At 72.3% G+C, this 24,099-nt stretch carries 16 protein-coding genes; 9 read left to right on the top strand and 7 right to left on the bottom strand.

Annotated features, from left to right (window positions below; all coding sequences use genetic code 11):
* Positions 1 to 112: 112 nt before the first annotated feature.
* The gene (locus ACFWYM_RS35810) at positions 113 to 541 is read right to left on the bottom strand and encodes an MGMT family protein (protein ID WP_384846804.1); all 429 of its coding nucleotides are present in this window, start codon (positions 539 to 541) and stop codon (positions 113 to 115) included.
* 122 nt (positions 542 to 663) lie between these two features.
* On the opposite strand from ACFWYM_RS35810, the gene ACFWYM_RS35805 reads away from it, so the two are divergent.
* Positions 664 to 3,450, top strand: coding sequence for a lysylphosphatidylglycerol synthase domain-containing protein (locus tag ACFWYM_RS35805; RefSeq protein WP_384846802.1), 2,787 nt, complete (start codon positions 664 to 666; stop codon positions 3,448 to 3,450).
* A gap of 41 nt (positions 3,451 to 3,491) precedes the next feature.
* Here the strand turns inward: ACFWYM_RS35805 and ACFWYM_RS35800 are convergent, their stop codons facing one another.
* Positions 3,492 to 4,289, bottom strand: coding sequence for a YwiC-like family protein (locus ACFWYM_RS35800; protein ID WP_384846800.1), 798 nt, complete (start codon positions 4,287 to 4,289; stop codon positions 3,492 to 3,494).
* A 164-nt stretch (positions 4,290 to 4,453) separates the two neighbouring features.
* Here ACFWYM_RS35800 and ACFWYM_RS35795 point away from each other — a divergent pair, with 164 nt between their 5' ends.
* The 8 genes from ACFWYM_RS35795 to ACFWYM_RS35760 all read left to right on the top strand — a co-directional run bounded on the left by ACFWYM_RS35795 (position 4,454) and on the right by ACFWYM_RS35760 (position 17,382).
* On the top strand, positions 4,454 to 8,152 hold the full coding sequence (locus ACFWYM_RS35795) for a nitrate reductase subunit alpha (protein ID WP_384846798.1): 3,699 nt from the start codon (positions 4,454 to 4,456) through the stop codon (positions 8,150 to 8,152).
* 1 nt (position 8,153) lies between these two features.
* Complete coding sequence (gene narH, locus ACFWYM_RS35790) at positions 8,154 to 9,674, top strand: nitrate reductase subunit beta (protein WP_384846796.1); 1,521 nt, start codon at positions 8,154 to 8,156, stop codon at positions 9,672 to 9,674.
* Positions 9,671 to 10,327: a nitrate reductase molybdenum cofactor assembly chaperone gene (gene narJ, locus ACFWYM_RS35785; protein WP_384846794.1), complete on the top strand. Its 657-nt coding sequence runs from the start codon at positions 9,671 to 9,673 to the stop codon at positions 10,325 to 10,327. Before narH ends, narJ begins: the two co-directional genes overlap by 4 nt.
* Positions 10,327 to 11,049: a respiratory nitrate reductase subunit gamma gene (narI, locus tag ACFWYM_RS35780; protein ID WP_384846792.1), complete on the top strand. Its 723-nt coding sequence runs from the start codon at positions 10,327 to 10,329 to the stop codon at positions 11,047 to 11,049. The genes narJ and narI overlap by 1 nt, the downstream gene beginning before the upstream one ends.
* Positions 11,046 to 12,254 carry a TIGR04053 family radical SAM/SPASM domain-containing protein gene (locus ACFWYM_RS35775; protein WP_384846790.1) on the top strand — a complete coding sequence of 403 codons (1,209 nt, stop codon included), beginning with the start codon at positions 11,046 to 11,048 and terminating at the stop codon, positions 12,252 to 12,254. Before narI ends, ACFWYM_RS35775 begins: the two co-directional genes overlap by 4 nt.
* A 253-nt stretch (positions 12,255 to 12,507) precedes the next feature.
* A complete protein-coding gene (gene hemG / locus ACFWYM_RS35770) occupies positions 12,508 to 14,004 on the top strand; it encodes a protoporphyrinogen oxidase (RefSeq protein ID WP_384846788.1) in 1,497 nt (498 codons plus the stop codon).
* Positions 14,005 to 14,085: 81 nt separating this feature from the next.
* Positions 14,086 to 15,633, top strand: coding sequence for an alpha/beta hydrolase (locus tag ACFWYM_RS35765; protein ID WP_384846786.1), 1,548 nt, complete (start codon positions 14,086 to 14,088; stop codon positions 15,631 to 15,633).
* A gap of 186 nt (positions 15,634 to 15,819) precedes the next feature.
* On the top strand, positions 15,820 to 17,382 hold the full coding sequence (locus ACFWYM_RS35760) for an alpha/beta hydrolase (RefSeq protein ID WP_384846784.1): 1,563 nt from the start codon (positions 15,820 to 15,822) through the stop codon (positions 17,380 to 17,382).
* Positions 17,383 to 17,517: 135 nt separating this feature from the next.
* Here ACFWYM_RS35760 and moeZ read toward each other — a convergent pair whose 3' ends face one another.
* The 5 genes from moeZ to ACFWYM_RS35735 all read right to left on the bottom strand — a co-directional run bounded on the left by moeZ (position 17,518) and on the right by ACFWYM_RS35735 (position 23,932).
* Positions 17,518 to 18,696 (bottom strand): adenylyltransferase/sulfurtransferase MoeZ, encoded by a 1,179-nt coding sequence (gene moeZ, locus ACFWYM_RS35755; RefSeq protein WP_384846782.1) that lies wholly within the window; start codon positions 18,694 to 18,696, stop codon positions 17,518 to 17,520.
* A 72-nt stretch (positions 18,697 to 18,768) separates the two neighbouring features.
* Positions 18,769 to 19,563 (bottom strand): spherulation-specific family 4 protein, encoded by a 795-nt coding sequence (locus tag ACFWYM_RS35750; RefSeq protein WP_384846780.1) that lies wholly within the window; start codon positions 19,561 to 19,563, stop codon positions 18,769 to 18,771.
* On the bottom strand, positions 19,551 to 20,507 hold the full coding sequence (locus ACFWYM_RS35745; RefSeq protein ID WP_384846778.1) for an NAD-dependent epimerase/dehydratase family protein: 957 nt from the start codon (positions 20,505 to 20,507) through the stop codon (positions 19,551 to 19,553). Before ACFWYM_RS35745 ends, ACFWYM_RS35750 begins: the two co-directional genes overlap by 13 nt.
* 126 nt (positions 20,508 to 20,633) lie before the next feature.
* The gene (locus ACFWYM_RS35740) at positions 20,634 to 22,190 is read right to left on the bottom strand and encodes a hypothetical protein (protein ID WP_384846776.1); all 1,557 of its coding nucleotides are present in this window, start codon (positions 22,188 to 22,190) and stop codon (positions 20,634 to 20,636) included.
* The gene (locus tag ACFWYM_RS35735; RefSeq protein ID WP_384846774.1) at positions 22,187 to 23,932 is read right to left on the bottom strand and encodes a DUF3492 domain-containing protein; all 1,746 of its coding nucleotides are present in this window, start codon (positions 23,930 to 23,932) and stop codon (positions 22,187 to 22,189) included. Before ACFWYM_RS35735 ends, ACFWYM_RS35740 begins: the two co-directional genes overlap by 4 nt.
* Positions 23,933 to 24,099 lie beyond the last annotated feature (167 nt).

Raw genomic sequence — 24,099 nt, 5'->3', positions numbered from 1 at the left:
CGGGGTGAGCGGGATGCGTGCTCCCGACGCTACGCCAGGGGCGACCCGGGACGCGTGGCTTCCCCCGTACGGGCCACCGGTCCACCGCACGCGCGCGGATTGGCGGAAGCTGTCAGTTGTGAGCTTCCGGAGCCTGCGGGCGAGCGTCGTCAGCCGCGTGACCTGCCGCGCCGCCCGTGGTCGTGCCGCCGCCCAGGGCCGCCCCGTCCCAGCGTGCCCGGCGCATGTCGAGGCGCGGCACATGGCCCTCGGCGGCCCGCGACGCCTCCTTCAAGGGCGTGCCCTCGGCGCGGTAGTGCTCCAGGGCCCGCAGCTCGTGGCCGGACAGGAGCACGCCGTCGGAGCGGACCACGCGCCACCACGGAACGGACCCTCCGTAGAGCGCCATCACCCGGCCGACCTGGCGGGGGCCGCCCTGCTCCAGCCACTCCGCCACGTCCCCGTACGTCAGCACGCGGCCCGGTGGAATCAGCTCGGCGACTTCGAGCACCCGCTCGACGTACTCTTCGGCTCCCGCGGCTCCCTGGCTCATCCGACCCATCCTGCCGCACCCCACCGACACCGACGGAAAGTGGCGCTTCGTGACCACATCGCGACCCCGCATCGCCCCCTGATGCCCCCCTCTGTCAGCGGAGCATGCCACCATCGTGCGGGCGGTGACTGGTGATACGAGATCAAGAAGAGACCACGGAGCAGCAGGGCGTGCACCCCGATAAGGCGGCGGGCACCCCTGCGGCACAGTCGCGTCCGGAGCCCGTCCGACCGGAGCAGGAATCCGGCCCGAAGGAGCAAGAAGAGGCCCAGGAGCGCGTCCCGCCCGGCTGCGGCGAGGGCGACGACGACGCGCACACCGACCCGGTGGAGGGCGACGAACCACTGCTCGCCGCGCGCGTGCACCGCCCCTCCGACCTCATGCGCCTCCTGGTCGGCGTCCTCGCGATCGCCGTGCTGCTCGCCGTCGCGGGGTTCGCGCACGGCACCACGTCCGGACTCCAGCAGGACATCAACAACGGCACCGACCAGGCACCCGATCTGCTGATCAAGCTGGCGGGCCTGGTCGCCGCGATCGGGGTACTGCTCGTCCCGGTGGCGTTCGCGATCGAGCGGCTGATCAAGCGGGACGGGCTGCGCATCGCCGACGGCGTCCTGGCCGCCGTCCTCGCCCACGGCGTGACGCTCGCGACCGATCTGTGGGTGGCCAAGGCCGCCCCCGACTCCATCCAGAGCGCCCTCACCCGGCCCACTCCTGGTGAGCTGCACGCGCTCAGCGACCCGGTGCACGGCTACCTGGCGCCCGTCATCGCGTACATGACGGCGGTGGGCATGTCCCGCAGGCCGCGCTGGCGCGCCGTCCTGTGGCTGGTCCTGCTGCTCGACGCCTTCACGATGCTCGTGACCGGCTACACGACGCCGTTCTCGATCATCCTGACGGTCCTCATCGGCTGGAGCGTGGCCTACGGCACGCTGTACGCGGTCGGCTCGCCCAATGTGCGCCCCACCGGTCAGACGCTGCTCGCCGGTCTGCGGCACGTCGGCTTCCACCCGGTGAGCGCGGCCCGCGACGAGGTTTCGGCCAGCAGCGCCGAGCACGGCGACCGCGGCCGCCGCTACTTCGTCACCCTGGAGGACGGCCCGCCCCTGGACGTCACGGTCGTCGACCGGGAACAGCAGGCGCAGGGCTTCTTCTACCGGGTCTGGCGCCGGCTCACGCTGCGCGGGATCACCCAGCGCCGCAGCCTCCAGTCGCTGCGCCAGGCCCTGGAGCAGGAGGCCCTGCTCGCGTACGCGGCGATCGCGGCGGGGGCGAACGCGCCCAAGCTGATCGCCACTTCGGAGCTGGGCCCCGACGCCGTCATGCTCGTCTACGAGCACACCGGCGGCCGCTCCCTGGACTCGCTGCCCGACGAGGCCGTCACCGACGATCTGCTGCGCGAGACGTGGCGGCAGGTGCAGGCGCTGCAGTCGCGGCGGATCGCGCACCGCAGGCTCGCGGGCGACGCGATTCTGGTGGATCGTTCCGGCACGGTCATCCTCACCGACCTGCGGGGCGGCGAGATCGCGGCGGGCGATCTGCTCCTGCGCATGGACATCGCGCAGCTCCTGACCACCACCGGGCTGCGCGTGGGCGCCGAGCGCGCCGTCGCGGCCGGTGTCGAGGTCCTCGGGCCGGACGCGATCGCCGACTGTCTGCCGCTGCTCCAGCCCATCGCCCTCACCCGCTCCACGCGCGCGACCCTGCGCAAGCTGGCCCGCGAGCGCTCCCAGCGCGAGCGCGAGATGGTCCTGGAGGCGTCCCAGAAGGCCAAGCAGGCGCGCGCCGAGGCGGCCGCGGGCACCTCCGCCGCCGACCCCGACCGCAAGGCCGTACGCGCGGAGAAGCAGGCGGACAAGCAGGCCGAGAAGCAGGCCATAGACGAGGCGCTGGACCAGGCCCGCGAGGAGGACCTGCTCACCCAGATCCGGCACCAGGTGCTGCTCATCCGCCCGACGGCGCCCGTCGAACCGGCCCAGCTGGAGCGGATCAAGCCGCGCACGCTGATCAGCTTCATCGCCGGTGCCGTCGGCGCGTACTTCCTGCTGTCGCAGCTCGCCCACGTCGAGTTCGGCACCATCGTGGAGAAGGCCGAGTGGGGCTGGGTCGCGGCGGCGGTGGCGTTCTCCGCGCTGAGCTACTTCGCGGCGGCGATGAGCCTGCTCGGGTTCGTGCCGGAGCGGGTGCCGTTCCTGCGGACGGTGGCGGCGCAGGTGGCCGGGTCGTTCGTGAAGATCGTGGCGCCCGCCGCGGTGGGCGGTGTCGCGCTCAACACCCGCTTCCTGCAGCGGTCCGGGGTGCGCTCGGGACTCGCGATGGCGAGCGTCGGCGCCTCCCAGCTCTTCGGGCTCGGCTCGCACATCGTGCTTCTCCTTGTCTTCGGTTATGTGACGGGCACAGAGAAGACGCCGACGATGTCGCCCTCCAGGACGGTCATCGCGGGCCTGCTGTCGGTGGCGGTGCTCGTCCTCGTGGTGACGGCGATCCCCTTCTTGCGGAAGTTCGTCGTCACGCGCGTGAGGTCTCTGTTCGCGGGTGTCGTGCCGCGCATGCTGGACGTGCTGCAGCGGCCGCAGAAGCTGCTCACCGGCATCGGCGGGATGCTGCTCCTGACGCTGATGTTCGTGCTGTGCCTGGACGCCTCGATCCGGGCGTTCGGCCGGGGCGAGGTCGAGACGCTGAGCCTGGCGAGCGTCGCGGTGGTCTTCCTCGCCGGCAATGCCCTGGGGTCCGCGGCGCCGACTCCCGGCGGTGTGGGCGCGGTCGAGGCGACGCTGACCTTCGGTCTGATCGCGGTCGGCCTGCCCAAGGACGTGGCGGCGCCCGCGGTGCTGCTCTACCGGCTTCTGACGCTGTGGCTGCCGGTTCTTCCGGGGTGGCTGTTCTTCAACCACCTCACACGGAAGGGGCTGCTCTAGGGCATCCCGTGTTCGTTCCAGGGCATCCCGTATCCGTTGCTCTAGAACAGCACCACGAGGGCGCCCAGGAGCAGCAGCGAGCCGACCACTTCTGTGGCGCCCACCACGGCCACCTTCAGGCCCTTCCCCGGAAGCAGCGCCGCGCGGAGCGCGTAGGCCGCGAAGAGCGGGGCGAGCCAGGGGCTCAGCGCGTACGCGGCCGCCACGGCGAGCACGTGGTACGTGACCGACGCCCGGTAGTACGTGCGTGAACCGCGCTCGCGGATCATGGTCTTCACGTACGGCACCGTCCCCGCGAAGTAGAGCAGGCACGCGAGCGCCGGACGGCGGGCGTCGGCCGGGGAGCCGCCTCCGAGGTGGCACGCGACCAGGAGCATCCCGCAGGCGGGCACGACGGCCACCAGGCCGTTGACCAGGGCGCGCTCCTTGTTGCGGGCCGCGTAGGCGACGTTGACGGCCATGAACGGCAGTGCGCACGCGGCCGCGAGCAGCAGCCACGGGTACGGCCACAGCAGCGGCACCCCGAAGACCCCGCAGACGGCGCCGGCGACCAGGCCCGGGCGGACGTGCCGGCGCGGCGCCCTGGGGTTGCGGGCGATCCGACGCAGGCGCACCCACTGCTGGGCGTGGAAGGCCGCGACGTACCCCGCCAACCACGCCACGAACAGCGGCAGATGGGTCCAGCGCGGGGAGCCGAGGAGCATGCCCGCCAGGAAGGGCACGGCGAGCATCGCCCAGGCCCCGTGCTGGTTGGGCAGCCAGTGGCGGCGCCCGTGCTTCTTCGCTCCGGGGCCCTCGTGCTTCTTCGCCTCCGGGACCCCGCGCGTCTTCGTCGTCATTCCTCCCAGGCTCCCACCCGTGGTCCCCCGGGACTCCGGAATCCGTCCCGAGGAATTGCGGTAGGAGGTCACACCCGCACGGGACCTTTGTCCCCGGGGTGCCAACCCCCGCCGCGTCTAGGGTCGTTGCAGGCCACAAGCGTGCTTTCGCCTTTCGCACGCCCATGTTTTGTGTACGCCCAGGAGTGACGTTGCAGCAGAAACCAGGCGCAGCGGAGACGCTCGTCAAGGCCGGGAGCTTTTTCACCCGGGTCACGAAGACCGCCGAGGTCTCCGACGACCTGCGCCGCGTGCAGCGCACCGGCGGCCGGGAGGGCGAGTCCTTCTACCGGGACCGGTGGAGCCACGACAAGGTCGTGCACTCCACGCACGGCGTGAACTGCACCGGGTCGTGCCGCTGGAAGGTGTACGTCAAGGACGGCGTCATCACCTGGGAGACGCAGGCCACCGACTACCCGTCGGTCGGCCCGGACCGTCCCGAGTACGAGCCGCGCGGCTGCCCCCGCGGCGCCTCCTTCTCCTGGTACACGTACTCCCCCACGCGCGTGCGCCACCCACACGTCCGCGGCACCCTCCTGGAGATGTACCGGGAGGCGAAGGCCCGCCTGAAGGACCCCGTCCTGGCGTGGGCGGACATCCAGAAGGACCCCGAGCGGCGCCGGAAGTACCAGAAGGCGCGCGGCAAGGGCGGCCTGGTGCGGGCGAGTTGGGACGAGGCCGTCGAGATCATCGCGGCCGCACACGTGCACACCATCAAGGAGCACGGCCCCGACCGCGTGGCGGGCTTCTCGCCGATCCCCGCGATGTCGATGGCCTCGCACGCCGCGGGCGCCCGCTTCCACTCCCTCATCGGCGCCCCGATGCTCTCCTTCTACGACTGGTACGCGGACCTCCCGGTGGCCTCGCCGCAGGTCTTCGGGGACCAGACCGACGTACCGGAGTCCGGTGACTGGTGGGACGCCGCCTACCTGATGATGTGGGGCTCCAACGTCCCCGTCACGCGCACCCCGGACGCGCACTGGATGACGGAGGCCCGCTATCGCGGCCAGAAGGTCGTCACCGTCTCGCCCGACTTCGCGGACAACACCAAGTTCGCGGACGAGTGGATGCACCCGCACCCGGGCACCGACGGCGCGCTCGCGCTCTCCATGGGGCACGTCATCCTCAAGGAGTTCTTCGTCGACAAGGAGACGCCGTTCTTCGGTGATTACGTACGGAAGTTCACCGATCTGCCGTTCCTGATCACCCTCGACGACACCGACAAGGGCCTCGTCCCGCACAAGTTCCTCACCGCGGCGGACCTCGGCGAGGACACCGAGAACGCCCGCTGGAAGACCGTCCTGATCGACGACGCGACGGGTGAGCCGACCGTCCCGAACGGCACGCTCGGGCACCGCTGGGGCTCTTCGGAGACCCCCGAGTGGAATCTCGACCTGGGAGACACCGTTCCGCGTCTCACCCTCTACGGAGACGACGTGGAGACGGCGGAGGTCTCCTTGCCGCGCTTCGAGGAGGACGCTCCTGGAGTGGTGCGCCGGGGTGTCCCGGTGCGCCGCGTCGGCGGCCGCCTCGTCACCACCGTCTTCGACCTGATGCTCGCCCAGTACGGCGTCCCGCGCGCGGGGCTGCCGGGGCAGTGGCCCTCGTCGTACGAGGACGCGGCCGCGCCCGGCACGCCCGCGTGGCAGGAGACGCTGACCTCCGTCCCGGCGGCCCAGGCGGCGCGCGTGGCACGGGAGTTCGCCGAGACCGCCGAGGCGTCGCAGGGGCGCTGCATGATCCTGATGGGCGCGGGGACGAACCACTGGTTCCACTCGGAGACCATCTACCGGACCTTCCTCGCCCTGCTCACCCTGACCGGCTGCCAGGGCCGCAACGGCGGCGGCTGGGGCCACTACGTGGGCCAGGAGAAGTGCCGTCCGGTGACCGGGTGGGCGACGCTCGCGAGCGCCGGTGACTGGTCGCGGCCGCCGCGCCAGATGATCGGCGCGGGCTGGTTCTACCTCCACACCGACCAGTGGCGCTATGACACGCTGCCCGCCGAGTCGCTCGCCTCGCCGCTCGGCGACGGCCGCTTCGCGGGGATGACGGGCGCCGACTGCCTGGCCGCGTCCGCACGCATGGGCTGGATGCCCTCGTACCCGACGTTCGACCGCAACTCCCTTGAGCTGGGCGGCGCTTCGGAGGACCCGGCCGCGGCCGCCGTCGACGAGCTCAAGGCGGGCACCCTCAAGCTCGCCTGCGAGGACCCGGACGCGCCGGAGAACTGGCCGCGCGTGCTGACCGTGTGGCGGGCCAACCTGCTCGGCTCCTCCTCCAAGGGCAACGAGTACTTCCTGAAGCATCTGCTCGGCACGCACTCCAACCTCCCCGAGGACGGGCCGCGTTGCGCCCCGCGCGACGTGAAGTGGCACCAGGAGGACGTCGAGGGCAAGATCGACCTGCTGCTGTCCCTGGACTTCCGCATGACGTCCACGACGCTGCTCTCGGACGTCGTGCTGCCCGCCGCGACCTGGTACGAGAAGCACGACCTGTCGTCCACCGACATGCACCCCTTCCTGCACGCCTTCACGCCGGCCGTGGACCCGCCCTGGCAGGCCCGCACCGACTACGACGCGTTCCTGGCGATCGCCCGCCGCTTCAGCGACCTGGCGGGCGAGCACATCGGCGTGCGCAAGGACCTGGTCGCCACCGCGCTCCAGCACGACACCCCCGGCGGCGAGATGGCACAGCCCGGCGGTGTGGCGCTCGACTGGGGCAAGGGCGACTGCGAGCCGGTGCCGGGGCGCACCATGTACAACCTCGCCGTCGTGGAGCGCGACTACGGAGCGGTCGGCGAGAAGTTCGCGGCGCTCGGCCCGCTCGTCGACAAGCTGGGTGTCACCACGAAGGCGGTCACCTTCGATGTGACGGACGACGTCGCCTACTTGAAGGCGAAGAACGGTGTCGTACGACAAGGAGTCGCCGAGGGCCGCCCGCGCCTGGACACCGCGCAGCGCGCCTGCGAGGCGATCCTGTCGCTGTCCGGCACCTCCAACGGCCACCTCGCCACCCAGGGTTTCCGCACCCTGGAGAGGCAGACCGGCCAGGAGATGGCGCACCTCGCCGCCGAACACGAGGGCAAGCGCGTCACGTTCGCCGACACCCAGGCCCAGCCGGTGCCCGTGATCACCTCTCCGGAGTGGTCGGGCAGCGAGTCGGGCGGGCGCCGCTACACGGCGTTCACGGTCAACACGGAGCACCTGAAGCCCTGGCACACCCTCACCGGGCGCCAGCACTTCTTCATCGACCACGACTGGCTGCACGAGGTCGGCGAGGCGCTGCCCGTCTACAAGCCGCCGCTGAACATGCACCGCCTCTACGGAGAGCCCGAGTTGGGTTCTCGAACGGACGGGGCGCAGGGCAGAGAGGTGGCCGTGCGCTTCCTGACGCCGCACAACAAGTGGGCGATCCACTCGCAGTACCAGGACAACCTCTTCATGATGACGCTGGGGCGCGGCGGCCAGACCGTATGGATGTCGCCGCAGGACGCCGAGGCCATCGGGGTGCGCGACAACGAGTGGATCGAGGCCGTGAACCGCAACGGCGTCATCACGGCCCGCGCGATCGTCTCCCACAAGATGCCCGCCGGCACGGTCTACATGAACCACGCCCAGGAGCGGACCGTCGGCGTCCCGAAGACCGAGAAGACCGGGCGGCGCGGCGGCATCCACAACTCGCTGACCCGGATCATGCTCAAGCCCACCCATCTGGTCGGCGGCTACGCCCAGTTGACCTGGGCCTTCAACTACCTCGGCCCGACCGGCAACCAGCGCGACGAGGTGACGGTCATCCGCCGCCGCTCGCAGGATGTGGAGTACTGACGTGCGCGTGATGGCTCAAGTCGCGATGGTCATGAACCTCGACAAGTGCATCGGCTGCCACACCTGCTCGGTCACCTGCAAGCAGGCATGGACCAACCGCAAGGGCATGGAGTACGTCTGGTTCAACAACGTCGAGACGCTCCCCGGGCAGGGCTATCCGCGCCGCTGGGAGGACCAGGAGAAGTGGAAGGGCGGCTGGGAGCGGACCAGGTCCGGCCGGCTGCGGCTGAAGGCCGGAGGGCGCGCCAAGCGGCTCGGGCAGATCTTCGCCAACCCCGAACTGCCGGAGATCTCGGACTACTACCAGCCCTGGACGTACGAGTACAAGAACCTCACCGACGCCCCGGCGGGCGACGACATGCCCGTCGCCAAGCCCGTCTCGCAGACCACGGGCGAGCCCATCGGCACCATCGAGTGGGGCCCGAACTGGGACGACAACCTGGGCGGCGCCCCGCAGAACGCGCCGCGCGACCCGCTCGTGGAGAAGATCCGCGACGAGGTGGGCGAGAAGATCCGCTTCGAGTTCGAGCAGAGCTTCATGTTCTACCTCCCGCGCGTGTGTGAGCACTGCCTGAACCCGGCGTGCGTCTCCTCGTGCCCGTCCGGCGCGATGTACAAGCGCGCGGAGGACGGCATCGTCCTGGTCGACCAGGACACGTGCAGGGGCTGGCGGATGTGCGTCAGCGGATGCCCGTACAAGAAGGTCTACTTCAACCACTCCACCGGCAAGGCCGAGAAGTGCACCATGTGCTTCCCCCGCCTGGAGGCGGGCATGCCGACCGTCTGCTCGGAGACGTGCGTCGGCCGGATGCGCTACCTCGGAGTGATGCTCTACGACGCCGACAAGGTGACCGAGGCCGCCTCCGTGGAGGACGAACACGACCTCTACCCGGCGCAGTTGGAGTGCTTCCTCGACCCGAACGACCCGGCGGTGGCCGCGGCCGCGCGGGCGAGCGGCATCACCGAGGAGTGGCTCGACGCCGCCCGCCGCTCCCCCGTCTACGACCTGATCCGCACCTACCAGGTGGCCCTTCCGCTGCACCCGGAGTACCGCACCATGCCGATGGTCTGGTACGTCCCGCCGCTCTCACCCGTGGTGGAGGCGGTCGCGGCCGCCGGACGCGACGGCGAGGACGCGGGCAACCTCTTCGGGGCGATCGACGCCATGCGCATCCCCGTCGCGTACCTGGCCGGGCTCCTCACGGCGGGCGACACGTACGCCGTGGAGGCCGTGCTGCGGCGCATGGCGGCCATGCGGTCGTACATGCGGGGTATCAACCTCGGCCAGGGCGCGGACGAGTCCGTGGCGGCCTCCGTGGGGCTCACCGGCGAGGAGCTCCAGGACATGTTCCGGCTGCTCGCGATCGCCAAGTACGAGGACCGGTACGTGATTCCGACGGCCGCGCGGGCGGACGCGGACGCGCTGGCCGACGCGCACCCCTTTGACGACAGCTGCCCCGTGGGCGAAGCCCCCAAGGAGCGCGTACTGCTCAACCTCAGCCCCACTCGGAGGAGCGCGTGAACGCCGACGCCGTCGCACGTCTGGTCGCGGGGCGGCTGCTCCAGTACCCGGACGAGCGCCTGTACGCGGATCTGGACCACCTCTACGAAGCGGCCGAACACCACCCTCTGTTGCGTGAGTTCATCGACCACGCGCGCGCGGAGCGCCCCTTGGGCCTCGCCGCTCACTACACGGAGGTCTTCGACACCCGTAACCGGCGCTGCCTCTACCTGACGTGGTGGACGGACGGCGACACCCGCAACCGCGGCCTCTCCCTGGTGCGCGTCAAGCAGGTCTACCGGGAGCACGGCCTGGAGTTCACCTCCGAGGAACTCCCGGACTTCCTCCCGGTGCTGCTGGAGTTCGCCGCGCACGAAGAGGCCGCGGGCACGGAGCTCCTGGAGGAGCACCGCGCCGGACTCGAACTGCTGCGCCTGGCCGTCACCGACTTCGGCACCCCCTACGCGCGCGTGCTCGAAGCGGTCTGCGGAACGCTCCCTGGGCCCTCGCCCACCACGAAGGCGGAGGCGAAGGCCCTCGCCCGCAGCGGGCCGCCCCGCGAGACCGTCGGCCTGGAGCCCTTCGGCCCCGGCATCGACCTGCCCTGGCCCACCGTCCCGGCCGCCTCCACCACCTCGGCCGTCCCCGCCGCCCCGGAAAGGACCCCGGCGTAATGGACCTCCTCCTGTGGGGCGTCATGCCCTACGTCGCCGTCACCCTCCTCGTGGCGGGCCTCGTCTGGCGCGCCCGCTACGACCGGTTCGGCTGGACCACGCACTCCTCGCAGCTGCACGAGTCGCGCCTGCTGCGCATCGGCTCGCCGCTGTTCCACTTCGGCATGGCCTTCGTGGTGCTCGGCCACGTCGTCGGCCTGGTGATCCCCGACTCCTGGACCGACGCGGTGGGCGTCGACGACCACACGTACCACCTGATGGCCGTCTCCACCGGTGCCGTCGCCGGGGTCGCCGCGGCCGCCGGCATCGGGATCCTGGTCTACCGGCGCTTCAAGGTGCCCGCCGTGCGCAGGGCCACCCTCCGTAGTGACCACCTGATGTACACGGTGCTGCTCGGCGCCATGGCACTCGGCCTGATCGCGACCGTCCTCAACTCCTCCGGAGCGGTCGACTACAACTACCGCGAGGGCATCTCGGTCTGGTTCCGCAGCCTGTTCACGCTGCAGCCCGACTACCACCTGATGGGCGCCGCGCCGCTCGCCTTCAAGCTGCACATCGTCTTCGGATTCGCGCTGTTCGCGCTGATCCCGTTCTCCCGCCTCGCGCACATGTTCAGCGCCCCCTTCAAGTACCTGTTCAGGCCGTACGTGGTCTACCGCGCGCGGGACCCGAAGCTGCTCGCCAACCGGGAGCCCAAGCGGGGCTGGGAGCGTGTCTCGTGAGCACCCATCCCAAGGCCACGGGCCGGACGGAACGCGTCGTCCGGCGCCCCCGCCACTCCACCGCCGAGCGGCCCTTCATCGTCATCTGGGAGGCCACGCGCGCGTGCCCGCTGGCCTGCCTGCACTGCCGGGCCGAGGCGCAGCCCGACCGGAACCCGGGCGAGCTGGACGGCGCCGACGCCCGCCGCCTCATGGACCAGATCGCCGCCTTCGGGAAGCCGAGCCCCCTCTTCGTCATCACCGGGGGCGACCCCTTCCAGCGGCCCGACCTCACCGACCTGATCGCGTACGGCACCTCGCTCGGCCTGCGCGTCGCGGTGTCCCCCTCGGGCACACCGACCCTCGACCGGGCCAATCTGACGGCCGTACGGGACGCGGGCGCCGTCGCCCTGTCGCTGAGCGTCGACGGTTCGACGGCCGGGCGGCACGACGCCTTCCGGGGCGTCGACGGGGTCTTCGAGTGGACCCTGGAGGGCTGGCGCACGGCCCGCGAGCTGGGCCTCAAGGTGCAGGTCAACACGACAGTGACCCGGAACAGCCTGGAGGACCTCGCGGACATCGCGGCGCTGGTTCGGCGCGAGGGCGCGATGCTGTGGAGCGGCTTCGTGCTGGTGCCGACAGGGCGTGGCGAGCAGCTCTCCGCGCTCGGCGCCGACGAGGTCGAGGACGTGCTGCACTTCCTGTACGACACGGGTGCGGTCATGGCCACGAAGACCACTGAGGGCCATCACTTCCGGCGGGTCGCCCTCCAGCGGACGATCATGGAACGGCACGGCGAGAAGCCCGAGTTGGGCCCCCTGTACGAGCGGCTCACGGCACGCGCGCGCGTGCTGGGGCTCTTCGAGGGCGAGCGGCGCGCGGTGCGGCGCCCGCCCATGGACGTCGGCTCCGGGCGTGGCTTCGTCTTCGTCTCGCACACCGGAGAGGTGCACCCCAGCGGCTTCCTGCCGCTGTCGGCGGGCAACGTGAAGCACCACCCCCTGGTCGACATCTACCGGGGCTCGGCGCTCTTCACGACGCTGCGGGACCCGGCGCTGCTCGGCGGCAAGTGCGGCCGCTGCGAGTTCAACTCCGTGTGCGGCGGCTCCCGTTCGCGCGCCTACGGGGCGACCGGGCGGGTGCTCGCCGCGGACCCGTGGTGCGCGTACCGGCCGGGCAGCTTCGTGCACCAGGAAGAGCTGCGGGAGCTGTTGGCCACTCCGTAGGGAGCGACCGGCCCGTAGGCGGCAACCGGCCCCTGGGAAGCGACCGGACCGTAGGCAGCGACCGGCAGCTCTGGCCGAAAGAACTAGTCGCCGTGCCCCGCCCGGCCGACGGCCCGTTCCCCGTGCCCGTCCCGGGACTTGAGACCTCCCCCACGGGACCTTCGCCGGAAATGGGCTGCTCCGAAGGCTCGTAGCGTGATCAGGGAGGCCCGTCGTACGTGCGGACCCTGGCGCCCGGCAGGGAGAAACACTCATGCGTTCAGTGATCGTCATCGGCGGCGGCATCAGCGGACTCGCCGCCGCGTGGGAGCTGCGCGACAGCGCGGACGTCACCGTCCTGGAGGCCGGCCCACGCGTCGGCGGCAAGCTGCGCACCGGCACCCTTGCGGGCGCCCCCGTCGACGAGGGCGCCGAGTCGATCATGGCCCTGCGCCCGGAGGCCGTCCGGCTCGCCCAGGAGGTCGGCCTCGGCGACGCCCTGTGCGACCCCGCCCCCGCCCCCACCACCTTCTGGGCCGGCGGCGCCCTGCGCCCGCTCCCGAAGGGCCACGTCATGGGGATCCCGACGGACCCGGCGGCGATCCAGGGCACCGGGCTGCTGTCCGAGGAAGGGGCGGCCCGCCTGCGCCAGGAGGAGTCCCTGCCGGGCGAGCCGCTCCCCGCCGACGTGGACGTGTCCGTCGCGGAGTACCTCAGCGGGCGGCTCGGCCAGGAGGCCATGGAGCGCCTCGTCGAGCCCATGCTCGGCGGCGTGTACGCGGGCCGCGCCGACCGGCTCTCGCTGCGGGCGACGCTGCCGCGCGTCGCGGCCGTGGCGGAGCGCGGCGGCTCGCTGATCGCAGCGCTGCGCGCGGCCATGTCGGGCGCCCCCTCAGGAGCTCCCTCAGGCACCCCAGCAGGAGCTCCCTCAGGCGCTTCCCCGGGAGCCCACCCCGGCGCCGCCTCAGGAGCAGCTCCCGCCGCCCCCTCCCGCCCCCGCCCCGTCCCCGTCCAGGGCCTGCGCGGCGGCACCGGACGCCTCGCCCTCAAGGTGGCCGCGGCCAGCGGCGCCCGCATCCTCACCGGCACGCGCGCGTGCGAGCTGCGGCGCACGCCCAAGGGAGGCTGGCGCGTGCTGGCCCGCACCGGCGACGGACAGCTCCTCATGGAGGCCGACGCGGTGATCCTCGCGCTGCCCGCGTACACCGCCGCCGAGCTCCTGCGCCCGCACTCCCCGGCCGCCGAGGACGAGCTGACCTCGATCCCGCACGCCAGCAGCGCGGTGATCACCATGGCCTTCTCGCGCGCCAACGCGCTCTCCAAGTCGCACATCAGCGCCCTCCCCGAAGGCAACGGCTTCCTCGTGCCCGCCGTCGACGGGCACACCATCAAGGCCGCGACCTTCCTGTCCAACAAGTGGGCCTGGCAGGGCGACGCCGACCCCTCCTTGTTCCTCCTGCGCACCTCCGTGGGGCGCTTCGGCGAGGAGCACCGGCTCGCCGTCCCGGACCGCCATCTGATCCGTACCTCCGTCGCCGATCTGCACCAGGCGATCGGCGCCATCGGGGAGCCCGTCGCCGCGCGTGTGACCCGCTGGGACCGCGGGCTGCCGCAGTACGGCGTGGGCCACCTGGAGCGGGTCGCCAGGATCCGTGAGGCGGTCGACAAGCTGCCGGGCCTGGAGCTGTGCGGCGCGGCGTACGAGGGCGTGGGCGTGGCCGCCTGCGTGGCGACGGGGACGGCTGCGGCCCGCCGGATCAGCGAGGGCTGAGCACAGCGGGCTCCTCAGGGGCCTCACCCACACGGCCCGCGCCCCGAGCGCACCGCCCCCGCCCGCCGCAGGATGGGGGTCATGCCGAACCGCCACCCGCGCGCCACCGCTCTGGCCGCCACCGCCGTCCTGCTCTCCGCCGCGCTCGCGGCGTGCTCCAGCAACGGCGACAAGAAGGACGAGGACCTCTCGGCCCAGAAGCTCAGCTGGAAGGCGTGCCCCGCCCCCTCCGCGGCCGAGGGCGGCGGCTCGGCCCCGTCCCCGCTGCCCGGCGGCGCCGAGTGGGAGTGCGCCACCATGAAGGCGCCCCTCGACTGGACGAAGCCCAAGGACGACACCGTCGACCTGGCGCTGATCCGGGCCACGGCGAGCGGCGACAAGAAGGACCGCATCGGCTCCCTCGTGTTCAACTTCGGCGGCCCCGGCGGCTCCGGAGTCACCACACTGCCCGCGTTCGGCACGGACTACGCCAAGCTGCGCACCCGCTACGACCTGGTGAGCTTCGACCCGCGCGGGGTCGGCCGCAGCGCGCCCGTCGAGTGCGAGGACGACGAGCAGCTGGACACCTACTTCCAGCAGGACTCCACGCCCGACGACGACGCCGAGAAGAAGAAGCTCGTCGAGAACGTCACCGCCTTCAACAACGCCTGCGACAAGAACTCCGGCAAGGTCCTGCCGCACGTCCGCACCACCGACGCGGCCCGCGACATGGACCTGATGCGCCAGGTCCTCGGCGACGACAAGCTGCACTACTTCGGCATCTCGTACGGCACCGAACTGGGCGGCGTCTACGCCCACTTGTTCCCCAAGAAGGTGGGCCGGGCCGTCTTCGACGCCGTCGTGGACCCCACCCAGACCCCCGAACAGGGCTCCCTCGGGCAGGCCAAGGGCTTCCAGCTCGCCCTCGACAACTTCGCCGAGGACTGCACCTCGAAGGTGGACGACTGCCCCGTCGGCGACACCGAGCAGGACGTCAAGGACAAGATCGCGAAGCTGCTCAAGGACCTGGACGCCAAGCCCATCAAGGGCATCCCGCCGCGTCAGCTGACCCAGACCGCCGCGACCAACGGCATCGCGCAGTCGCTGTACTCCCAGGACTTCTGGCCGTACCTCACCGAGGGCCTTGAGCAGGCGTACGACGGCGACGGGAAGATCCTGATGGCGCTCTCCGACTCCATGAACGGGCGCAGCGAGAACGGCGAGTACAGCAACATCCAGGCGGCCAACGTCGCCATCAACTGCTCGGACGACAAGGCGCGTTACGACACCGCGTACGTGGAGCAGAAGCTCCCTCAGTTCCGCAAGGCGTCCCCGCTCTTCGGCGACTACCTGGCCTGGGGCATGGTCGGCTGCACGAAGTGGGCGGTCGAGGGCCAGGCCGACCACCCGGACGTGAGCGCCGAGGGGGCGCCGCCCATCGTCGTCATCGGCAACACCGGTGACCCGGCGACGCCCTACGAGGGCGCGAAGAAGATGGCGGACGCGCTCGGCAAGGGCGTCGGCGTCGAGCTCACGTACAAGGGCCAGGGCCACGGCGCGTACGACAGCAAGAACACCTGTGTGCGCGACAACGTGAACAGCTATCTGCTGGACGGGACGGTGCCGAAGGCGGGCACGGTCTGCTCGTGACCGTGCGCACGGCCCGCGCCTGAACCGGGCACGGTTCGCGCGTGACGGAACGGGGCCGCCCGCCAGGGGCATTGCCGCAACGGCGCCGCCCGCCAAGGGCATTGCCGCAACGGGGCCGCCCGCCAGGGGCGCTGTCGGTGGCCCCGCCTACTATGGCCTGACTGTCTTCCGAGGGGGGAAGCGCCTGTGCCGCGTTTCGTACGGTCAGCAGCTCTGGCCGCCGCAGGAGCTCTGATGGCCGGGCTCGCCGTGGGCTGCGGCTCGTCGTCCGACGACGGGAAGGGCGACGACAAGCGTCCGGCCCCCACCACCCCCTCCGCCAAGCCGGACCCGGACTCCGCCCTGCCCGCCTCCCTCACCACGCAGAAGCCGGACTGGGGCCGCTGCAAGGCTGCGGAGGGCGCCGCCGCGCCGGGCTCCGAGTGGCAGTGCGCCACCCTCAAGGTCCCGCTGGACTACACGAAGCCGAAGGGCGAGACGATCGGCGTCGCCCTGATCCGCGCGGCGGCCACCGGCGACAAGAAGGACCGCATCGGCTCCCTCCTGTTCAACTTCGGCGGCCCCGGCGGCTCCGGAGTCTCCATGCTCCCGTCCTTCGCCGACTCCTACAGCAAGCTGCGCGAGCGGTACGACCTGGTGAGCTTCGACCCGCGCGGGGTCGCCGCGAGCGAGGGCGTGCGCTGCCGCAGCGACAAGGAGACACAGGCCGCCGAGGGCGTCGACCTCACTCCGGACACCCCGGCCGAGCAGGCGGCGTACTTCAAGGACGCGAAGGCGTTCGGCAAGGGCTGCGCGCGGGACAACGCCAAGCTCATCGGGCACGTCTCCACACAGGACGCGGCCCGCGACATGGACCTGATGCGCCAGGTCCTCGGCGACGACAAGCTGCACTACCTGGGCATCTCGTACGGGACCGAACTGGGCGGTGTCTACGCCCACTTGTTCCCCAAGAAGGTGGGCCGGCTGACCCTGGACGCGGTCGTCGACCCGAGCGCGGACACGGTGGGCCACTCCAAGAACCAGGCGCGGGGCTTCCAGCGCGCCCTGGACAACTACTTCACGGCGCAGGGCCAGGACCCGAAGGCGGGCTCCGAGAAGGTCGTGAAGCTCCTGAAGCGCATCGACGCGAAGCCCCTGCCGACCGGCTCGGACCGCAAGCTCACGGAGTCGCTCGCCATCACCGGCATCACGGTCACCCTCTACAGCAGGCAGAGCTGGCCCGCCCTGACCCGCGCCCTCGCGGAGGCGGAGGAGGGCAAGGGCGGCCCGCTCCTCGAGCTGGCGGACGCGTACAACGAACGGGACGCGTCGGGCCGCTACAGCACCCAGAGCCACTCCCAGCGCGCGATCTCCTGCCTCGACGACAAGAAGCGGCCCACACCGGCGGAGGCGAAGCGCTCCGTGCCCGGCTTCGAGAAGATCTCCCCGGTCTTCGGCTCCTTCATGGCGTGGGACACGGCGGGCTGGTGCCATGGCTGGCCGGTCGCGGGCCAGGTCGAGAACCCCGAGGTGAGCGCCCCGGGCGCCGCCCCCGTCCTGGTCGTCGGCAACACGGGCGACCCGGCCACGCCGTACGAGGGCGCCCGCAGGATGGCCGACGAGCTCGGCAAGGGCGTGGGCGTCGAGCTGACCTGGAAGGGCGAGGGCCACGGGGCCTACGGGAGCGGCAGCTCCTGCGTGGACGACGCGGTGGACGACTACCTGCTGAAGGGCTCGGTGCCCAGGGACGGCAAAGTCTGCGAGAACTGAGGCGATCAGCCCGTCCGGCGTTCGAGGACGAGCCCTTGAGGCGACGGGGGCCGGGGGCCGAGCCCCCGCGACGGCAACCACGTGGGGCCCCGCACCTCTCAGGTGCGGGGCCCCACGAACGTCTCGGCGCTACGCCTAGTAGACCGGCTTGTCGGGCTCGATCTGGTTGACCCACCCGATCACGCCGCCGCCCACGTGCACCGCGTCCGCGAAGCCCGCGGACTTCAGGACGGCGAGGACCTCCGCCGAGCGGACACCCGTCTTGCAGTGCAGGACGATCTTCTTGTCCTGCGGCAGGTCCTGCAGGGCGTTGCCCATGAGGAACTCGTTCTTGGGGATCAGCTTGGCGCCCGGGATCGAGACGATCTCGTACTCGTTCTGCTCGCGGACGTCGATGATCTCGATGTTCTCGCCCTCGTCGATCCACTCCTTGAGCTGCTTGGGAGTGATCGTCGAGCCGAGGGCCGCCTCCTGGGCCTCGTCCGACACGACGCCGCAGAACGCCTCGTAGTCGATGAGCTCCGTGACCGTCGGGTTCTCGCCGCAGACCGCGCAGTTCGGGTCCTTGCGGACCTTGACCTGGCGGTACTGCATCTCCAGGGCGTCGTAGATCATCAGGCGGCCGACCAGCGGGTCGCCCACGCCGGCCAGGACCTTGATCGCCTCGGTGACCTGGATCGAGCCGATGGACGCGCACAGCACGCCGAGCACGCCGCCCTCGGCGCAGGACGGGACCATGCCGGGCGGCGGGGGCTCCGGGTAGAGGCAGCGGTAGCAGGGGCCGTGCTCGGACCAGAAGACGGACGCCTGGCCGTCGAAGCGGTAGATCGAGCCCCACACGTACGGCTTGTTCAGGAGCACGCACGCGTCGTTGACCAGGTAGCGGGTGGCGAAGTTGTCCGTGCCGTCCACGATCAGGTCGTACTGGCTGAAGATGTCCATCACGTTCTCGGCCTCGAGCCGCTCTTCGTGAAGGATCACGTTCACGTACGGGTTGATGCCGAGGACGGTGTCCTTCGCGGACTCCGCCTTCGAGCGGCCGATGTCGGCCTGGCTGTGGATGATCTGGCGCTGCAGGTTCGACTCGTCGACCTCGTCGAACTCCACGATGCCGAGCGTGCCGACACCGGCGGCGGCCAGGTACATCAGCGCCGGGGACCCGAGACCGCCGGCGCCCACACAGAGCACCTTGGCGTTCTTCAGCCGCTTCTGCCCGTCCATCCCGACGTCCGGGATGATCAGGTGGCGGGAGTACCTGCGGACCTCGTCTACGGTGAGCTCAGCAGCTGGCTCGACCAGGGGTGGCAGCGACACGGAGACCTCATCAATACAGCTGGTCGGTATCTACGTACGGTTGTTCTTTCGGTAACACTGCCACGCCCTTCTTCATTCCGAGACACCCGGTCCGATGCGCGAGACGATTTCGTCCCAGTAACCGGGCATGACCTCCCAGGGGTCGCTCGCCCCGAGGCCGCCCGCGCGCTCCATCCGGTCCGTGAAGTAGATCGTCGAGGCCCCCTGCCAGCGGGCGATGCGCAGCGCCTCGTCGAGGTGGCCGCGCGGCATGCCGTGCACGAAGTGGCAGAAGAGGTCGGCGGGGTAGTCGGCCGTCCACTCGGCCACCTGCGACCAGCGGTAGTCGCTCCACGGGCCCGAGAAGGTCACCAACTGGTCGCCGGTCTCGGCATATCCGGGATACGGGTGGGTGCCGTGCCCGAGCACGATGTGCGCGCCCTCGCGCAGCGCCCGCAGCGTGGCGACGGTCCGGCGCACCTCCGGGAGCGCGGCGCGCTCGGTCGGGCAGCGGTCCAGGTAGAAGCCGTCGACCTGGTACCAGTCGAGGTAGCGGTGCGCGTCCGAGACGAGTTCGCCGAAGGAGCGGGCGCCGTACGTCGTGTCCACGTGACCGAGAACACGCACGCCCGCGTTGCGCAGCCGCCCCGCGGCCTCCAGGCAGTGCGGGTCGGGGCGCGCACCCGGACCGCCCGAGGCCGCCGGGCCGGCCGAACCCGCCACCCCGTTCCCGACATTCAGGACAACCCACTTCAAAGGGGTTCCGGGGCGGGTGAGTTCGGCCCACTCGGCGGGCGCGACCAGGGGGTGCGCGAAACCGGGGATGCCGAAGCCGAGGTCCAGCTCGGTGCTCGCCAGGCTCGGCGCGGCGCGGGTCAGATGCGGCATGCCGCCTCCATCCAGATGTCGGCGAGTGACTCTTCGAGGTTGATGCGGGGCCGCCAGCCGAGCCGGTCGCGCGCGGTGCGCACGTCGGCCTGCTGCCAGCTGCCGCAGCCGTCCGGGTAGGGGTAGGCGCTGGGCGGCGTGTGCTCGGGATCGGTGCGGGGGTGGCCGATGACGGCGGTCCGGGTGGGGGCGTGGTCCAGCTCGTGCAGGGCGCCGCCGAAGCCCGCGACGCGCGCGAGGACGGCGGCCGCGTCGCGCAGCCGCACCGCGCGGCCCGAGCCGATGTTGACGATGCCCTGCGCGGCGGAGAGCGAGGCGGCGTGCACGGCGCGGGCGACGTCCCGCACGTCGACGAAGTCCCGCTGCACGCCCAGCCCGCCGAGCTTCAGCTCGCCGTCCCCCGACTGCATGGCGCGCCGCATGGCCTCGGCGAGCCGTCCGAGCGGGGATCCGGCCGGGGTGCCGGGCCCCGCGGGCGAGAACACCCGGAGGACGACGGCGTCGAGCCCGGAGCCGAGCACCAGCTCGGTCGCCGCCAGCTTGCTGACGCCGTACGGGCCCCCGGGCCGGGGCACCGCGTCCTCCGCGGTGGACGAGCCGGGCTGGCTCGGCCCGTACTCGGCGCCGCAGCCCAGCTGCACGAGCCGCGCCCCGCAGCCGCTGCGCCGCAGGGCCTCGCAGACGGTGGCGACGGCCACCGTGTTGTGCCGGGTCAGCTCGCGGGCGCCGCCGCGGGTCGCGCCCGCGCAGTTGATGACGACGCCCGGGTGGACGGCGTCCAGGAAGCGGGTGAGCGCGCCGGGGCTTCCGTTGGCGAGGTCGAACCGCACGTCCGAGTCGTCGCCGCGGCCGAGCGCGGTGAGCTGCACGGCCGGGTCGGCGAGGAGCCGGTCGGCGACGAAGCGGCCCAGGTATCCGTTGGCTCCGATCAGCAGCACCCTCATCGGGCGGCTCCCGGGGTGGATGCTCGGAGGCTGAGGGTGGTCATCTGGCGTTCTCCTTCAGGGTGTTGCGGAGAGTCGGAGGTAAGGGGAAGAGGGCGCGCGGGCCGCGCAGGGTCCGGGTGACCCTCACGCCGCGTCGCCCGGCCGTGCGTGGGCCGACGCCGTCGTCAGCGTCCGCACCGCGTGGATGAGCAGGACGAGGGCCGCGCCGCCGCACAGGACGGCGGGCACGCACCCGGCGCCCCAGGTGTCGACGGCGGACTCGACCGGCGCGGAGAGGAAACCGCAGCCGGGCACCCGCCCGGCGAACACCAGGGCGAGCGCGGCGAGTTCGCCGAGCCCGGCGGCGCGCAGCAGCACGACGGGGGCGCGCGGGAAGCCGTGCACCGCGAGCAGCCGCGCCAGCATCAGCAGCGCGCCGAGCGCGAGCGCCCCGGCGAGCGAGGCCCCCGCCGCGCCGGGCTCCGGCACCGCGAACACCCCGTCCAGGAGCGCCCCGGAGCCGACGAGCAGCAGCGCGAGCACCCCCACATAGAGCCCGAACGCGCCCAGGAGCAGCGGCCGTACGGACACCGCGAACTCGTCGAGTCCGCGGCTGGCCCCGAGCCGCCCCCGGGCCCGCACGGCGAAGACCCGGGCGCACCAGGCGGCGGGCGCGACGGCGAGGGCGAGCCCGAGGGCGGTGGCGGGCGCGGACGGCCAGGGACCGTCCGGGCCACCGGCGACGGCCGCCCGCAGCAGGCCGTCGCCGAACAGCGCGTACGCGAGGAGGAAGCACACCCACGCGCGCGTGGCGGGCACGGCGGGGTGCGCGGCGCGCAGCGGCCCGAACCGGAGGGCCACCCGCAGGGCCACCCACACGGCGAGGGCGCCGCCGAGCCCGACCGCGAGCCGCGCCTGCCCTTCGGCGTGCGCGAGCCCCGCCACGACGAGGGCGCACACGAGGCCGGGCAGGAGTGCGAGGAGGGCCCAATGCGGGGGCAGGGAGGGTGCGTTCGGGTCGGGGTCGGAGGCAGGGAGCTCGCCGTTGCCGACGGTCCCCGCCCCCTCGTCACGCGGCACGCGCGCGTACATCTCCTCGGCGAGCGAGAAGACGTCCCGGTGCCGGAACCGTGCCGCCGTCCGGTCGGTCACCCCGTGCGACTCGAGGGCCGCCGCGATCTCCAGCGGGTCGACGGCCCGTTCGCACAGCTCGCGGTGGCGGTGCATGAGGGCCTTGACGGGGTCGGCGGCGCCGCGCCGCTTGGGGGCCTTCGTCGCCAGCGGCTCCTTCGACTCCTTGGCGACGGTCGGCACCTTCGCGGCGGTGGCACGTGTCTCCACGGTGTCGTCGGGCGCCTTCACCGCCGTGGTGCGTGTCATCGCCTCCACGGCTCGCACCTTCACCGCGGCGATACGGGCATCCGCCCCGGCGGTACGAGCGGCCACCCCTGCGCTACGCGGGGCAGGGCGCTTCTCCGGTCCGGCCCGCCACGCGCCGGGGTCCCGCACCAACTCGGCTCCCTCGCCCGCGCGTTCAGCCACACCTTCCGGCAGCGCCCCGAAGGCGTCGGCCACCAGCGCGGCAGCACCCCCGTCGTCGCTGCCGGGCGTCAACGCCCCCTCCGCAAGCACCTCTTCGGAGCGCGTGTCCCACGCCCCGGGGCTGACCGGAGCCTGTGGTCCGTCCACCTGCCGCGTCATACCGCCGCTCCCTTGAGCTTCAACTCCGCGTCCGTGTCGCCGGCCCACCGCGGCGCTCCCGCCGATCCGCCCGAGCCGCCCGTCGCCGCCCAGCGCCCCGGCACATGCGCCTCGGCCGGGTGCGCGAACGGCACCGGCTCGCCCGCCTCGTCGACGGCCTCCCGGCGCACCGGGCAGTGCGAGACGATCTCCAGGTAGATGGCGCGGAACGCGGCGATGTTCTGCTCGACCGTGAAGAGTTCGAGCGCCCGCGCACGCGCCGCGGCGCCCAGGCGTTCGCGCCGCTCGGGGTCGCGCAGCAGCGCCACGCACGCCTCGGCGAGCGCCCGTGGATTGCGCGGCGGCACCACGAGACCGGTGCCGCCGATGACCTCGACGACCGCGCCGACGTCCGTCGAGACGGTCGCCCGGCCGCAGAACATGGCCTCGACCAGGCTGATCGGGAACCCTTCGACCACGCTCGACAGGACGACGACGCCCGCGGCCGCGTACGCCTCGGCGAGGTCGGGTGCCTCGGGGCCGCCGATCTCCTCGAAGGAGACGGGGTTGTCCCCGACCGCGTGCGCGCCCTCCGCCTCGTCGGGGAAGAGCTGGGCGGCCAGAGCCCGGCAGTGGGCCAGATAGTTCAGGGACTCCTCGCTGCCGCCGGGCGCTCCGACGATCCGCAGGCGCGCCTTCGGCTCCTCCTTGCGGACCTCGGCGAAGGCGTGCAGGAGGGAGATCAGGTCCTTGGCGGGCTCGATGCGCCCGACCCACACGAGGGTGTCCGGGTCGCCCGCCGCCGCAATGCCCTCGGCCTCGCCGACCTCGCCGAAGCGCCCCGACTCCATGCCGGGGTAGACCGTGCGGAGCTTGGCGCGCTCGGCGCCGCACCGCTCCTGCCAGCGCCGGGCGTGTGTGTTGCCGGGCGTGATGAGCGTGGCCCTGCGGTACACCTCGGCGGCGAGCCGCCCCCGGAAGGCGGCGAGCAGCGCACGCGCCGGCGCGCCCGACTCGGCCTCCGTGGCGGCCAGATAGTGCGCCCGCAGCTGCACCCCGTACTCGGTGACGAGCAGCGGTACGCCCGCGAAGTGGCGGGCGAGCAGCCCGGGGAGCGCCGCCGGGCCGCCGGAGGTGGCGTGGCAGAGGTCGACCGCGCCGAGCCCGTCGTCCTCGTACCAGTCGAGGGAGAGCGGCCGCAGCGCGCGCTCGACCTCCGCGGTCACGGCGAGCAGGTCCGGCACCCGGGCGCCCCGGGCGGCCCGCAGCGCCCCCGGCGCGCGGCAGGCGCCCTCCAGGGCGCGCACGGCGGCTTCGGAGCGCAGGGCGCCGACCAGACCGCCCTCGTCGCGGGCGAGCTCGGCGAGCCCGTACAGAGCGCTGCCGAAACGGTCCGCCAACTCCCCGGAGCGGTCCTCGGGGGCTCCGGAATCCCGAGAGTCCGTCAGCACCGCCACCAGCTCCCCGAAGAGCTCCGCGAACCGCCGCCGCGCCCGCCGCCCGTACCGGACCCGGGGCCCGAAGGCCGCGTCGGCGCCCGCCGCCCCCGCCGCACCGTCGCCCGTCCACAGCGGCGCCGTGCGCACGCGGCTCACCTGGGGCGGCAGCTCGATCCAGCCGCGCCGCTCCTGTTCCTCACTGCGGCTGAGCGCGTAGATGTCGAACTCGTGCTGCCCGAGCCCGCGCACGAGCCGGTCGCACCAGAGCCTGGCCTCACCGCTCACATACGGATAGCCACCCTCCGTAAGCAGTCCGATGCGCACGCGTACACCCCCGATCTCCCGTTCAGGGAGCCGCCGTTGACCCGGCGGCTCGCAGCGGCACGAACGTATGCGGACATGCCGGTGGCGGGCAGGAGGGGTGAGCCAACCGCCCCCACAACAGGTTAACAGGCGGAACAAAAAACCCCCCATGAGGTTACCGATCTCAA

Origin of the sequence: Streptomyces sp. NPDC059009 (assembly GCF_042740175.1) — a bacterium.
In the GTDB taxonomy this organism is placed as follows: Bacteria; Actinomycetota; Actinomycetes; order Streptomycetales; family Streptomycetaceae; genus Streptomyces.
Note: the sequence above shows the minus strand (reverse complement) of the source record. Positions and strands in the feature narration are given on the sequence as shown.

Bases quoted from the DNA above. Each gene is read 5' to 3' on its own strand.
- narI (WP_384846792.1), top strand. From the start codon at position 10,327: ATGGACCTCCTCCTGTGGGGCGTCATGCCCTACGTCGCCGTCACCCTC.
- ACFWYM_RS35740 (WP_384846776.1), bottom strand. From the start codon at position 22,190: ATGACGCGGCAGGTGGACGGACCACAGGCTCCGGTCAGCCCCGGGGCG.
- ACFWYM_RS35745 (WP_384846778.1), bottom strand. From the start codon at position 20,507: ATGAGGGTGCTGCTGATCGGAGCCAACGGATACCTGGGCCGCTTCGTC.
- ACFWYM_RS35795 (WP_384846798.1), top strand. From the start codon at position 4,454: ATGTTTTGTGTACGCCCAGGAGTGACGTTGCAGCAGAAACCAGGCGCA.
- ACFWYM_RS35810 (WP_384846804.1), bottom strand. From the start codon at position 541: ATGGGTCGGATGAGCCAGGGAGCCGCGGGAGCCGAAGAGTACGTCGAG.
- ACFWYM_RS35800 (WP_384846800.1), bottom strand. From the start codon at position 4,289: ATGACGACGAAGACGCGCGGGGTCCCGGAGGCGAAGAAGCACGAGGGC.
- ACFWYM_RS35750 (WP_384846780.1), bottom strand. From the start codon at position 19,563: ATGCCGCATCTGACCCGCGCCGCGCCGAGCCTGGCGAGCACCGAGCTG.
- ACFWYM_RS35765 (WP_384846786.1), top strand. From the start codon at position 14,086: ATGCCGAACCGCCACCCGCGCGCCACCGCTCTGGCCGCCACCGCCGTC.
- hemG (WP_384846788.1), top strand. From the start codon at position 12,508: ATGCGTTCAGTGATCGTCATCGGCGGCGGCATCAGCGGACTCGCCGCC.